This is a genomic window from Sphingomonas sp. LHG3406-1, assembly GCF_029637485.1.
Taxonomy (GTDB): Bacteria; Pseudomonadota; Alphaproteobacteria; order Sphingomonadales; family Sphingomonadaceae; genus Sphingomicrobium.
The window spans coordinates 326,208-339,282 of the sequence record NZ_CP069128.1; the positions used below are offsets into that span (position 1 = coordinate 326,208).

Annotated in this window: 8 protein-coding genes; 3 read left to right on the top strand and 5 right to left on the bottom strand. The window is 58.3% G+C overall.

Going from position 1 to position 13,075, the window contains the following annotated elements; genetic code table 11:
- Nucleotides 1-169 precede the first annotated feature (169 nt).
- The 3 genes from JOY29_RS01680 to JOY29_RS01690 are packed head-to-tail and all read left to right on the top strand — an operon-like array spanning nucleotide 170 to nucleotide 2,102.
- Nucleotides 170-619 (top strand): hypothetical protein, encoded by a 450-nt coding sequence (locus tag JOY29_RS01680; RefSeq protein WP_300974470.1) that lies wholly within the window; start codon nucleotides 170-172, stop codon nucleotides 617-619.
- Nucleotides 616-1,296, top strand: coding sequence for a hypothetical protein (locus JOY29_RS01685; RefSeq protein WP_300974471.1), 681 nt, complete (start codon nucleotides 616-618; stop codon nucleotides 1,294-1,296). The genes JOY29_RS01680 and JOY29_RS01685 overlap by 4 nt, the downstream gene beginning before the upstream one ends.
- Nucleotides 1,297-1,349: 53 nt before the next feature.
- Nucleotides 1,350-2,102, top strand: a complete 753-nt coding sequence (locus JOY29_RS01690; protein ID WP_300974472.1) for a hypothetical protein — start codon at nucleotides 1,350-1,352, stop codon at nucleotides 2,100-2,102.
- A gap of 37 nt (nucleotides 2,103-2,139) precedes the next feature.
- On the opposite strand, the gene JOY29_RS01695 is transcribed toward JOY29_RS01690, so the two are convergent.
- The 5 genes from JOY29_RS01695 to JOY29_RS01715 form a co-directional block, all read right to left on the bottom strand.
- Entirely contained in the window at nucleotides 2,140-5,091 is a 2,952-nt protein-coding gene (locus tag JOY29_RS01695; RefSeq protein ID WP_300974473.1) for a DEAD/DEAH box helicase family protein, read from the bottom strand.
- A complete protein-coding gene (locus tag JOY29_RS01700) occupies nucleotides 5,091-7,100 on the bottom strand; it encodes a site-specific DNA-methyltransferase (protein WP_300974474.1) in 2,010 nt (669 codons plus the stop codon). Before JOY29_RS01700 ends, JOY29_RS01695 begins: the two co-directional genes overlap by 1 nt.
- A gap of 60 nt (nucleotides 7,101-7,160) precedes the next feature.
- A complete protein-coding gene (locus tag JOY29_RS01705) occupies nucleotides 7,161-9,200 on the bottom strand; it encodes a site-specific DNA-methyltransferase (protein ID WP_300974475.1) in 2,040 nt (679 codons plus the stop codon).
- Nucleotides 9,201-9,351: 151 nt separating this feature from the next.
- Nucleotides 9,352-10,116 (bottom strand): DUF4391 domain-containing protein, encoded by a 765-nt coding sequence (locus JOY29_RS01710; protein WP_300974476.1) that lies wholly within the window; start codon nucleotides 10,114-10,116, stop codon nucleotides 9,352-9,354.
- Nucleotides 10,113-12,845 carry a DEAD/DEAH box helicase gene (locus tag JOY29_RS01715; RefSeq protein ID WP_300974477.1) on the bottom strand — a complete coding sequence of 911 codons (2,733 nt, stop codon included), beginning with the start codon at nucleotides 12,843-12,845 and terminating at the stop codon, nucleotides 10,113-10,115. The genes JOY29_RS01710 and JOY29_RS01715 overlap by 4 nt, the downstream gene beginning before the upstream one ends.
- Nucleotides 12,846-13,075: the final 230 nt, after the last annotated feature.

Sequence of the window (13,075 nt, forward strand, 5' to 3'; positions counted from 1 at the left end):
GCCGTTGCGGCGCACGATCTCGATGCGCTGCTCGCGTTCTGACAAGTCTCTTAGTCGGTCGGCCATTGAACTCTCCGGTTACGTGGCATAGATAGTCTTCCACATCCTCATCAGGTAGAGAGCGTCCTTCCATGGTTCAAGGTGCAACGTGACGCGGACACAGATTCGCGTGACCCTGGCGCGGGAGGACAATGAGAAGCTGGCTGTTGAGGCGGCCAGACGTGGCATCTTGCCCGCGACCCTTGCCGCCGAGTTCGTCAGGGAGGGGCTGAAACGTGCAGCGGCCGAGAAGAAGGTTGAACGGCCGGCGGCTGAGCTAAAGCGCTGGCTTGAGCCGTTCCTTGGCGATCTTCGCCGGCGGGGTGGCTGGCCTGAGGACATCACGATCACGGTGTTCGAGCATATCCGGGACCAGGCCCACGATCTCTATGACGCGGCGGCCGAGGATGTCGGCCGGAGCGCGCTGAACCGCGAACTCGGCCGGATGGTCAAAGAGCGACTGGATGCAGAGGTCGTGACGATCGGCACCAGACCCAAGGTGAAGAAGGTCCGCCGGAACAGCGGCAGTCTCATCCAACTAGCAACTCTACTTAAACCTAAGCCTGGAGAAGGACGATGACCACTCGCGAGCAGATCCTTGCTGCCAGCACCAGTTTGCTCAAGGATGACGCAGCCGTTGCCGCAGCGATGTTCGATCCTGCGCCGCCGGGAAGCCGGCGAGCCAAGAAGATCAAGGCTGTGGCTTCGATCGCCAACAAGCTCACGCCGCCGCTGAGCTCGCCTCCGGTCGACCCGTGCGGAACAGTGCAACGTGCGATATCCGGCGTCCTCAATGGGGTAGGGGGCAGGGGCTCCTCGCTGTGCTCGGTCGTGGACCTGACCAATCGCCACTGCTCCATGACGCGGACCTTTCATCTGCTCCGGGAGATGCTGGCCTCCGTTACCGACATCGCCGACATGCGGGCAGGAGCTTACTTTGACTGGTCGCCTGCACAGGCAGCGGCGCTCGACGATCATCTGCCGCAAGCTGGTCGTGGCCTCGTCTATGTCGGTTATCGGGTGGATGCACCTCGGCTACGCAACGCTGTTGACGAGCTTGCTGACCTAGACCGGAAGCCGATGTTGATTGATGCACGCCACAGCCTGGTTCATGCCTGCTACCGGCTCGTGTCTTCTATCGTTCGGCAGCTACGCGGCGAGCTCGATGCTGCTGGCAATGACTGGCTTGAGCTTCGTCCCGAGGAGGCAGCCCGCGGGCGCTACACGATCCGCACGATCGCGCCGCCGAGCGTTTAAGTCAGGACTCGACCGGCCGGTGCGATCAGCGCGTATGCTTCGCGCGCCGCAAGATGAAACTCAGTGCGATGTCTGCGCAGGTTACACCGCTGGTTGGCCGTGCTCGTGAGGCAGGGCTGGCGACAAGAGATATTCGGGTGCGGCTTTCGAAAAGCCGAATAGCCGCGTTCGAACATTGTCCGCGTCGGCTCTGGCTGCAGCTGCATCGGCCAGAGCTTGCTCGCTTTGATGAGCGTACGCTTCGCGTATTCGCGGCTGGGCATCACGTTGGCGCTTTGGCCCGGGCACGTCATCCCGACGGATTTCTCGTGGCCGAAGACCATCTCCACCTTATCGCCGCCATTGCTCGGACCGAGCAGCTGATCCGGTCGGTCAAGCAAGTGCCGATTTTTGAAGCCGCATTTCACCGGAATGGGGTCGTCGTTCGTGTCGACATCCTCGAGCCGGACCGGTGGGGTGGCTGGCGCTTGATCGAGGTGAAGAACTCCGGCGCAGTCAAACCATACCAGCTGCTTGACGTCTCTACTCAGGCTTGGGTGATCACTGGGAACGGCATCTGCTTGTCATCGGTGATTGTTCGGCACGTCTCCCGGCCGATGATGATTCACGAACTTCGGCCCCGGGTTCGTTTCGTTGATGCTGATGTGACTGACGAGGTTACTCGCCTTGTGCGGCATCGCGGCCAAGTGGTCGACCGAGCACGCCAAGTGGCGACAGGCGCGGAGCCTCGCGTTCAGCCGGGCAGGCATTGCACCCGGCCATTTCGATGCGAGTTTCGAGACTATTGCAACAGCAGCAACGCTTGATGGTACTTGCTCGGAACCGCGCCTAGGAGATCTGCGGCTATTCCCCGAGCAGCCGCAGAACGATGTCTTCTGCTGCCACGGCCTTCACATAGGGAATTCCAAGCGCCTCGAAATGCGCGGCGCCGCAACGGACTTTCGCTTTTTCGTCGTCGCGCAGCTTAGCGAAGTCACTCTTGGACTCTGAGACGAGGTGCACCACGGGGCCGCCATCTGCGCGTCCCGAAACCGCCCAGTCCGGGTTGTAGGTCCCGAGTGGAGTATCAATTTTGAACTCCGGTGGTAGCTTAGCGAATAGCGTGACGGGTTCCGCTACATCAAGCTCGGCCGCAATCGGACGCTCAATGGTCGACGAGTCAACCCGGATGTGGGTGGTTGGAGCATTGTCGACAGGCACAAGGTCTGCTTCGTCGGCTTCGAACGGCGAAAATAGGGACTGGTCGAAGTGATCGCCGGTCCGCTCGTAGGTGATTCCGACGGTGAGGATATCTCTTCTGGCGAGGGTGATCGCCTTGTGAGCCAACTCGACGAAGGCTGATGGGTTATCCTTCGCCCATTGAAGCCGGTCAGCCTGAACAAGTATTCTTGCGATCACGCTGCGGGGTAAGTCGGTGCGGGCGGCGAGCTCCGATAGGATGTCCGGCATAGGTCCGGTGAACGTGCCAATCTTGCGCGGGGGAGCAGTAGTCTTCTTACCGGTCTCCACTCCGTCACGTGCTACAATCAATTCGGCGCTTGCCCACGTGACCCGCGCCACGGCTGGATCAGGCATCTGCTGGAGATACTCGACTGCTTTGCTGATTAAATCCCCATCGGTGAAGGTGAGCTTGTATCGCGTGCGCGCCGACACCTTGGCCCACAAGGCTCGGAATGCGTCTGAGGCGATGAGCTCCTCGCGACGCTCCACCTGAATCTTGCTCTCGGTGTTGTGGATTAGCTTAGCGGTTAGCCGTTCGGCGAGCGCCGCAACCGCTAGACGGGCCTCAGGGCCGAGAGTTGCCGGCAGCGGCACACTCACAGACGCGACAGCCTGACGCATAGCATCGGTCACTCGGCCAAGGTTGTCGACCAACCCGGCTTGCTCCCACTCGGCGAACACGGCGCGAGCATCCTCGACCCCCAATACGTGCGGCTCGTTCTCTCCAGCTACGGGGTAGTAGAGTTTCGCTAGGACTTCGATGCTGGCGCGGCCAAAGGGACGCTTCGTTTCCTTTTCTAGCTCCGTCTGTAGCTCGTCTGCAAAGGTGGCGTAGTCGGTATCAGCAATGACCGTCAGCCGGGCGATCCCTTCGTCACGGCGGCGTAATCCATGCTCGTCCACGGGCAGGCGAAGCCCGCGGCCAATCGACTGACGACGTGACCGCTCGCTCCCCATCTCCCGAAGAGCGCAAATCTGAAAAACGTTCGGATTGTCCCAGCCCTCCCGCAGAGCGGAATGGCTGAAGAGGAAACGAAGGGGTTCGGCCTCATCCAGCAGCTTTTCCTTATCACGCATGATGAGGTCGAAGGTGCGCTCCTCTACCTTCTCGTCTTTGGTGGATTTGGAGAATTCCTTGTCCTCGAAGGGCGTGACCGAGTGCTTGTCCTGGCTGAAGTAACCGCCGTGGGCGCGGACTGGGTCGGCTGGCGTGTTCACAAACAGGGTTCTGAATTCAGGTCGGGCGGCAAGTTTGCGATATTCACGCTCGAATACGTCGGCCAAGGGCCCGTTCTTTGGTCCGTCTGGCGTGTAGAGCCGGTAATCGGAGACCGAGGGAACGAAAAACAGCGAGAGCGTCTTGATGCCGAGCGGACGGTTGCGCAGCTCTGTCCGAAAATGGTGCTCGATCGTGCGCGCGATCATTGCTGTCGTCAGCGTATCGCCGGCATTGTCACCGTGAACCTCACCGCGTTCCATCGTGCGAATGTCGCCAGGAAGCATAAGCTGCATTGTCTTAGCGGCGGCATCGATGTTTCCGATCTCCAGGCCGGCATAGACCGCGCGTCCGCCTGAAAGATCCTGAAGCGTGTCGCCGTCATAGGCCCAGACCTGTTCGGGCTTCGGACCGGCCGCAAACTGTTTGTGTATCTCAATCCGGGCGCGCGGAGCTTGCCCCTTCTTTGCTTCCGTATCGATCAGACGAACGTAGGGGCCGTTCGCGGCATCGCGGACGCTGGCGCCATCAACCCAGATTCGCTTTACGAGGCCAAGCTGGAAGGCATCGAACGCATCCAGCCTGAAGAGCGTGTGCACGGGGTTCACCGGGGTCGCGGTATACTTGAACTGAGCCAATGGATTCATCGCCGCGAGTGCTTGGCGCCCAGCGCCTTTCAGCCCGCCCTCGACCGATTGAGGTTCATCGACGATCAAAACCGGCCGCGTCTTGGCAACCCATTCGGCGGCCGCCTGATCCCCCAGCGCTTCCTGGTTGGGATCGTAGAAGACGTTGTTCGCGCTGTTGATCGACTGGATCGTGACGATCATTACTTGAATATCGGCAGCTGTAGCGAACTCGCGGACGCGGCCGAGCTTATTACGGTCGTACACGAATTCGTTCAGTCGCAGGCCGTCAAACTGACTAGCGAAATGCTCGCGGGTCTGTTCGATCGACTTCTTCACGCCCTCGCGGATCGCAACGGACGGCACCACGATGACGAATTTGGTAAAGCCGTTCTTTCGGTTCAGTTCGATGATCGTACGCAGGTAGACATAAGTCTTTCCCGTGCCGGTCTCCATCTCAATCGTGAAATCTGGTGCCTGGAAGTGCCCGTCTGGCTCCAGCGCGTTAGCAAGCTGAACCGCCTGGATGTTCGCTAACCAATCTTCTCCTTCGAACGCGCAGACGTTGCCGATGCCAACACCCTTCTCGGCAAGCTCCAACTGGCCGGCGATCTCCAGCGGGGCGACGGTGAAAGTCGCTTTCGATCCCTCAGTGGCATCACCAAATACGCCGAGCGCCGCATCAATTGCTGCTCTCTGGTGCGGCAGGTCATTTTCGAAGATGAATTTCATCAGATTGCGCCCATTTTTTCGATGGCGTCGTCGCCGAGCCGTTGGCGGAGCGTGGCAGCGAGGTTCGCACGAGCTTCAGCGCTGCGGCTGCCGCCCGCGTCGAAACCGCTGTCCTTGAAAAAGAAAGTGGTAGGGGCAGGGGGCCCCACTTCGGCAAGCCAGTCAGCAATGCCGTCACCTAACAAGCGCGCCTCCGCGGCTGGGATGTCCGCCAGGCAGACAACGAGCGTGCCGCCCCCGAATAGGTGGACAGGTCGGCCGGCGATTGTGCGAGTTTCTCCAGGAAGGGCGAGGTCGATGCCTGTCTTCAGCATCAGTTCGGCAAGCAGATCCTCCTCGGTGCGGCCAGGGAGGACATTGCTGGCATTGTCGAGAAGATCACGCGCGAGATCATCGCCGGGCTGCCACGGCTTCAAGTTAGAGGTGGCGAGCTTGTAGACGCGAAAGCCCGTGTCCAACTTCGCATCAGGGTTGTCACTCTGCACCTTGTCGCCAGCACGGCGCAAACGCTCCTTGGTAACACTTGCGATCGTAGGATAGCTAGGAATGTCCGTTAGTTCAGGTAATTGAACCAATATGAAGCGACGTCTTTTGTTCTCGTCTGCATCTAGCTTGAAGACAGCATGACCAGTGCTGCCGGAACCAGCGAAGAAATCCATGACGATGTCTCCATCGTCAGTCGTTAGTTGAATGAAGTCCACTAGCACCTCGGTATTCTTAGGAAACGGGAATACTCCCTTTCCAATCAATCCCTCTACTTCCAAAGTTGCAGACCGTCCGTCTCTGTAGAACACAGATGCGAACGGCTCTGAGTCGATTTCCTCTAGATAACTCTTCCGGCATGGAATCGTGGTCTCATCTGGGCCGAAATGGATGCGCGGAGGGTCCTGCTGCAGAGCCCACTCCGTCTTAGATTCATCCCAGCGCCACCCGGTGGAAGGCTTCTTACAAACCTTACCCGTTCCCGGGTGATATATGTCGTGACGCGGTCGGGAGGTGCGGCCGTCATCGGGGCCAGCAAAATCAGCGGCGAAGTAGAGGCCTCGGTCATCAGACCAATTATAGTGTTTGTGAGCCTTCATTGGATCGTCGTCACTAAGCGTACGATACCAACTTTGCATAGCGGATCGTATCGCAAGGTGATCGTTGCCCAGTTGAGTACGAAATTGTCTGTACTGTTCAAGAACGGCGGAAGCGCCCTCTTTCGGCTTGCGCCAGAGTCCACCAGAAAGGACTTTAGCTTTGTTGCGGACAAAGCAGACTACGTACTCGTGAACGGAGGCGATCAGCTTAGCGTCACCCTTTTTAGAGCGTTGCCAGACCAGCTGCCCCACAAAGTTTTCTGAGCCGAAGACCTCCTCGAGGATGAGCTTTAGGTTGGCTGCCTCTTGGTCGTTGCACGACACGAAGATCGCTCCGTCCTCCCGCAGAAGCTCCTTCGCTAGCGTCAGCCTAGGGTACATCATGTTCAGCCAGTCGGTATGAAAACGTCCGCTGCTCTCATTATTGCTTGTCAGCCTTACGCCATCTTCCCCCCGCTGACCGGTAAGTTGCTCGTAATTGGCCAGGCTGTCCGTGTAGTTGTCGGGGTACACGAAGTCCTTTCCGGTATTGTAAGGCGGGTCGATGTAGATAAGCTTGATCTTTCCTGCGTAGCTCTTGCGCAGCAGCTTCAAGACTTCGAGATTGTCACCTTCGATCACGATGTTTTTGGTAGAGATCCACTCCTTGCTGTCCGACTTTGCGGGCCGCAGAGTTCCGAGACTTGGAGTCAACGCAAGGGCGCGCGCACGGGCCTTGCCATTCCAGTTGAGGCCATAGCGCTCGGTGCTATCTTCGACACTTCCGCCTAGCAGCTGCCGTAAGACTTTGAAGTCGACTTTGCCGTCAGCAACGATGGCTGGGAACAGCGCCTTCAACGCAGCGACATTCTCTTCCACTATATTCCCGCTGTTCGCAGCTGAATCATCTCGCGTGACAAAAGGAATTGGACTGGTGTGGCCCTTCATACGGGGATCTTTCTACCGCGGTAAATTGAAGACGACGTCACAGGATATTTTCGCGCGAATTCAGATTGCGCCCATTTTCTCGATGGTGTCGTCGCCGAGCCGTTGGCGGAGTGTGGCAGCGAGGTTCGCACGAGCTTCAGCGCTGCGGCTGCCGCCCGCGTCGAAACCGCTGTCCTTGAAAAAGAAAGTGGTAGGGGCAGGGGGCCCCACTTCGGCAAGCCAGTCAGCAATGCCGTCACCTAACAAGCGCGCCTCCGCGGCTGGGATGTCCGCCAGGCAGACAACGAGCGTGCCGCTCCCGAATAGGTGGACAGGTCGGCCGGCGATTGTGCGAGTTTCTCCAGGAAGGGCGAGGTCGATGCCTGTCTTCAGCATCAGTTCGGCAAGCAGATCCTCCTCGGTGCGGCCAGGGAGGACATTGCTGGCATTGTCGAGAAGATCACGCGCGAGATCATCGCCGGGCTGCCACGGCTTCAAGTTAGAGGTGGCGAGCTTGTAGACGCGAAAGCCCGTGTCCAACTTCGCATCAGGGTTGTCACTCTGCACCTTGTCGCCAGCACGGCGCAGGCGTTCTTTCGTCAATTCAGCGATGTTGAGAGGCTTACCGAGCTTGCTGCAGAAATCGGCTGCAGTGTTTTGCTCGGGCTTTGTGACATCGAGTAGCTCGGGTAGCTGGACTAGAATGTAACGGCGATTTCCCCCGTCTGCGGCGTTCTGAGCCATTACCCCGTGGCCAGTCGTGCCAGAGCCGGCGAAGAAGTCGAGGACCAAATCGTCGCCGCTGGTTTTGGTAAGGCCTAATAAGTAGCTAATCAGTTCGCTAGGTTTGGCATAATCAAAGGGTATTCCGAGCTCGCTAAGCTCTTTTGAGCTCTTGCGATTCTCTATCCCAGTGAGCATGTTTGCCGGAACCTTACCCTTCTCTTGTTGGTCTTTTAGCCACAGCTTAAAGTAAATATTATACCTAGCCCGAGTTCCGTCTGCATTCACCAAAGCAGTAGACGATGTCTCTTTGAAGAGGATCCGGCCTTCAGATTTAGCTTCGAAGTAAGTATCGTAAGTCCATCTCCAACAACCATCGCCAGGTTTGGGCAGCACCTTGGCACCCTCCAAGAGTGATGTAGGCCAGGACTTCCCAGGAGGAATCAGCAGGCTACCGTCGGGAGCTTCGATGAAGTAACGCTGGTTAGGTCGCGCATCCAAGCTAGGAAGATAAAGACGCTCCTCACCGTACCGCTCACCGGCACGTGGGCCGTCCGACTGGACCTTGTTGTAGTATGACTCTATTTGGTCTGGAGAAATGCTAATACGGAACGGTCTAAGTTCCGACTTAGACCGAGCAAACACAAGAATGTAGTCAATATTAGGTGTGAAATAGGTCCCTTTTGCTCCCCCGGATTTCATCACTCGAGAGATTGCCTCGATAAAGCTATCAGCCTCAAACACCTCAGTTAGTATGTCAATCGTTCTATTCAGCTCTGCTGCTCCGACGCTAACTAGCAGTACTCCATCTTCCCTGAGCAATTCCTTGGCCAACATGAGACGCGGATACATCATATTGAGCCAGTTTGTATGGAAGCGCCCTCCATCCTTCTTGTTGCTCGTTAGGCGCGCACCATCTTCCCCGCGCTGTCCTGTCAGTGCTTCGTAATTTGTCAAGCTGTCAGTGTAGTTATCTGCGTATACGAAGTCGTGACCTGTGTTATACGGGGGGTCGATGTAGATCAGCTTCACCTTGCCGGCGTAGCTTTTGCGAAGCAGCTTCAGCACCTCCAGGTTGTCGCCTTCCACCATGATATTCTTGGTCGTATCCCAGTCCTTGCTGTCGTCCTTCGCTGGCAGCAGGGTTCCGAGGCTCGGGGTAAGTGCGAAAGCCCTAGCTCGAGCCTTGCCCTTCCAGTTCAAACCATAACGCTCTGCCCCCTCCTCCACACTGTCGCCCAGAAGCTGACGCAACACGTCGAAATCAACTTGGCCGTCCCTGACGACCGTCGGGAATAATTCCTTAAGTGTCGCAATGTTTGCGGCTACCACATCGCCGCTTTGCGCTTCCGGGTCGTCGCGCGTAACGGGCAGGATCGAGTTCTTTTCAGCCTTCATCTTACTTTCTTCCGTTACTTGGGCGGGCGGGTCGGGATATCATGGCGGTGTGAGAACGGCTCAAAGTAGCCAGCGGGAAGAAACTCAGCTTTGTAGAGTCTGCGCGTTGGTGATCCATATCCTCCCTGCCCAATACGACCCTCACCCGCGCCTATTTCAAGAGCATTCGATTTTCGTCCATCCGAGATTTTGCCTGGCGTACTTTTTCGCCAAGTGCGACCTTCGCCGAGAGGCGACGTTCCTTTCTAATAGCCGCGGCGAGCTGTGCGACTTCGCCCTCTAGCTGGGCGATTTCGCCAAGAGTTGTCCGCCAAGCTGCCTGCTCCGTCATAGAAGTGGCGAGCCGGAACGGTCGCTCCCCGGCGCGCGACACTTTCAGTGCTTCCACTCGCTCGATCAGCCCAGCATAGAGCGACGCGAGATCGCGCGAGGGGAGTCTCGGAAGAGCAAGCTCGGCAAGGAAACCCTCTTCGGCTTGGGTTAGCGGTCCAGTGTCGAAAAGGGCCGTAAGGACCGTGCGCCCGATCTCCCGTTCGGCGGAGCGCTTTGGCGCAAGACACAAGGTGGCCCCCATGTCGCTTCCTTCTTCAGAATAGAGGAGTACGACAGGCTTAGGAATTGCGCGGTGGAGGATCTCGGCAAGGCGTGGCGATGCTGGCCCGCGCGTTCGGGCGGCGATAACGTTGATGGTGTCCACAACAAGTCCGTCTACCTCACCACTCGGTACTCCGGTCGCCGCCGGGTTGATGGCAGCAAGCCAATCGAGCCGCGCGAGCTTGCCGTCGATCAGCTTGCGATCTGCCCCGGTGGGGACAAAATCGGCGAGCGTGGATTTTGCAATGCGGCGCGATGGCGGGCCTGGCGGTAACGCGAGCGCGGCGGCGAGCGCCTCCAACGTGATGGGTTCGCCTTTCACTGACGTGCAAGAATGGGGAACCAGGCAACGACCTCCCAGTCGTCGGGACCACTAGCGCCGCTCAAGCCCTGCGGGGCGCCGGTGGCAAATAGGCTATCCACTGCACGGTCCTGTGCGGTGCCCGTTATGCCGGCCATGGCCGCCTCGAGCATGGTCTGCCAATTTACCATGCGGATGCCCTGCTTCGTCATCTGATCGAAGCGCGCCCACAAGCGCTCACTTTCGGCAGGGGTTGTACGCGCAAAGCGGCGCATGGCGTCGAGGATGCGTTTGGGAGCGGTGTGTGGCAGGTGGATCGAGCCATCGGCACGGACGTGCACCAGTGCATGTGGGCTCAGTGGGTCCTTCGCATCAAGCGCCGAAAGCGCAGCGGGCGTCTCACCCCGCAGCACAAATATAGCACCGGCGGGAAGATCTTCGAACTCAGGCACTGGCGAGTGCGCGGTAAAGGGAAGGCGCGCAATCCGTTCCCGTTCCTCTGGCGTCAATTGAGCAAGATCGAGCCGCAGATCATTAAGCGTCAGGTCGGTGATTGAGACGCCCTGCGATAAGTCCTCAAGCTCAATGACCTGGTTTTGCATCGCCTCGAGCTGCCGACGGCGGTATTCGAGATCGTTCATCCCATTGCCGGGGTCCGCCTCGATGATGTTCTCTTCACCAGTTGCGGAGACGTCCAGCAGCTTCATGCGCCCTGAGACGGTGCGTTCAAGACCAATGTAGGCGTCGAGGTCCATGTTCGGCCAGAAGTTCACCAGCCTGATCTGTTCGTTGATTGAGCCCAGGCGATCGATTCGGCCGAACCGCTGGACGATACGAACAGGGTTCCAGTGAATGTCGTAATTCACCACGCAGTCGCAGTCCTGCAGGTTCTGGCCCTCACTGATGCAATCTGTAGCGATAATCAGGTCGATCTCGGGCTCATCGGCGAGGGAATCCGGCCGACCGCGGGCGCGTGGAGCGAATGCAGTCAGAATGGTCGCAAGATCGGTCCTAAGCCTAGGACTGGAGGTTCGGTTCGCTCCACCGCCAGTCACTAGCGCGGTAATGCCATCCATCTCCTCGGCTAGATTTTCATACAGATACGCGGCCGTGTCCGCGAAGGCCGTAAACACCAAGAGCTTACGATTCCCTGGATTGATTGTATTAGCCCGTTTGTCCGAAATGATGCGGCGCAACTCTGCTAGCTTAGCGTCGCGGCATGGGGTCACGGCATGGGCTTGGCGCAGCAGGCGAGCGAGCCGATCTCGATCAGCTTCCAGGTCGCGACGCCATGCGATTAGATCAGCGTCACTAAGTAGAACCTTAACGCGCTTACCCACGCCGAGCAAATCCAAGAGTGGATCGTCCTCGGCTAGATCTTCAATGGCCGGCGCTTCAACGCTCTCATCGTGCGCTGCAATACGCTCGATGAGGTTATCGACGGCCGTCAGCTGCCTTCCGACTGTTAGGGCAAAGGAATGAACCGAGCTCTCCATGCGCTTCAACAAGTTCACGCGCATGAGGCCGACTAGGCTTTCCTCGCGATCTAGCTGGCGGAACACCGAGTCCTTAGCGGCCTGGCTGTATCGGCGGTCGTACTCCTCCCGCTTGTGCGTCAAAACGTATCGCAACGGTGCATACGCTGCGAGCGTCAGTCTGCGAATTTCATCGTTGATCGCTGAGATTGGCGGGTAGCTACCGTCTGTGGCGACATCGCTCTTGCGGTTGTCAGGCGGAAGCTTCTCAGGAAATCGCCCGGTCTCCCCAATTCCGTAGTACCTCTCGATGTGCTTTCGCGAGCGCGCGATGGTCAACAAATCCAGCAAGCGAACATAGTCGAAGCCGAGCATGTCGAGCAGCCTCTGAGAAGTTCGCCGCTCCGCAGGAAGTGCTTGCCACTTGTTGAACGCCGCCTGCGCTAACCGGACTGTTCCGGCGATGCTCTTAATCCCTGCATCGGCCAGAGCCGTATCGTTCCCCTCAGTAGCAAATGCAATTTGGTTCTTGAGATCGTTCAGCCTGTTATTCACCGGCGTTGCGGACAGCATGAGAACTCGTGTGCGAACGCCCGCTTTAACAATATCCCGCATCAATTTGTCGTACCGGCTCTCTCCTTCACGGCCGGTCGGGCGGTTACGAAAATTATGCGACTCATCGATCACCACCAGGCCGTAATTGCCCCAATTGATGTGGTTGAGATCGATGTCCCCTGAGAGGCCTCCATCGCGGGACAAGTCAGTGTGGTTAAGTACGTCGAACGCGAAGCGATCACCCGCGAGCGGATTGCGGATGTCGTTTTTCGTCCAAAGGGTCCAGTTGTCGCGCAGCCTCTTCGGGGCAAGCACAAGAACCCGCTCATTGCGCAACTCGAAGTACCGAATGACGGCTAGAGCCTCAAATGTTTTTCCGAGACCCACGCTGTCCGCAATGATGCATCCGCCCCATTGCCGAAGCTTCGCGATTGCACCTAAGGCCCCATCCCGCTGAAAACGATAAAGCATCTGCCAGATACGGCTGTCCTCCAGCCCAAGCGCGCGGTCAGGAAGGTCACCGCTTCCCTCGTCGGCCATATCTTCGAACAGTGATGCCAACACTCTTTGGTATATTGCCGAAGGCGAAGCACTCGCTGCCACCTTTTCCAGCTGCTCGGTAAGGACATCGCCCGCTGTCTCCGTTGCCTCTCGCCAGAGCTGTTCGAACCAGTCTGCGATTGACGCGATCTCATCTGTGTTCTCGAATGCCTGTACCATCCCCGCTGTGGTGCCGCGCGCTAAGCCAAGGCCAGAGGTGGTGGGCCCACATTCTCCAACGAGTGCCAGGGAGATGGGAGCGCCCGAAAGTAGGAGCGACTGGCGCAAGGGGCGATCAGCAGTCCGGACCAAACCGCCCGCAGCCCAGCTCAACGCCTGCTTCGCCTCACCGCGCATTGCGAGTGAGTTGCGGCGACGGCGGTCTGCCGGGACGAACTCGAGCTGTAGGT

Excerpts from the sequence above, each read along its gene's own strand:
- JOY29_RS01685 (WP_300974471.1), top strand. The coding sequence starts at position 616 with ATGACCACTCGCGAGCAGATCCTTGCTGCCAGCACCAGTTTGCTCAAG.
- JOY29_RS01690 (WP_300974472.1), top strand. The coding sequence starts at position 1,350 with ATGAAACTCAGTGCGATGTCTGCGCAGGTTACACCGCTGGTTGGCCGT.
- JOY29_RS01695 (WP_300974473.1), bottom strand. The coding sequence starts at position 5,091 with ATGAAATTCATCTTCGAAAATGACCTGCCGCACCAGAGAGCAGCAATT.
- JOY29_RS01700 (WP_300974474.1), bottom strand. The coding sequence starts at position 7,100 with ATGAAGGGCCACACCAGTCCAATTCCTTTTGTCACGCGAGATGATTCA.
- JOY29_RS01705 (WP_300974475.1), bottom strand. The coding sequence starts at position 9,200 with ATGAAGGCTGAAAAGAACTCGATCCTGCCCGTTACGCGCGACGACCCG.
- JOY29_RS01715 (WP_300974477.1), bottom strand. The coding sequence starts at position 12,845 with ATGGTACAGGCATTCGAGAACACAGATGAGATCGCGTCAATCGCAGAC.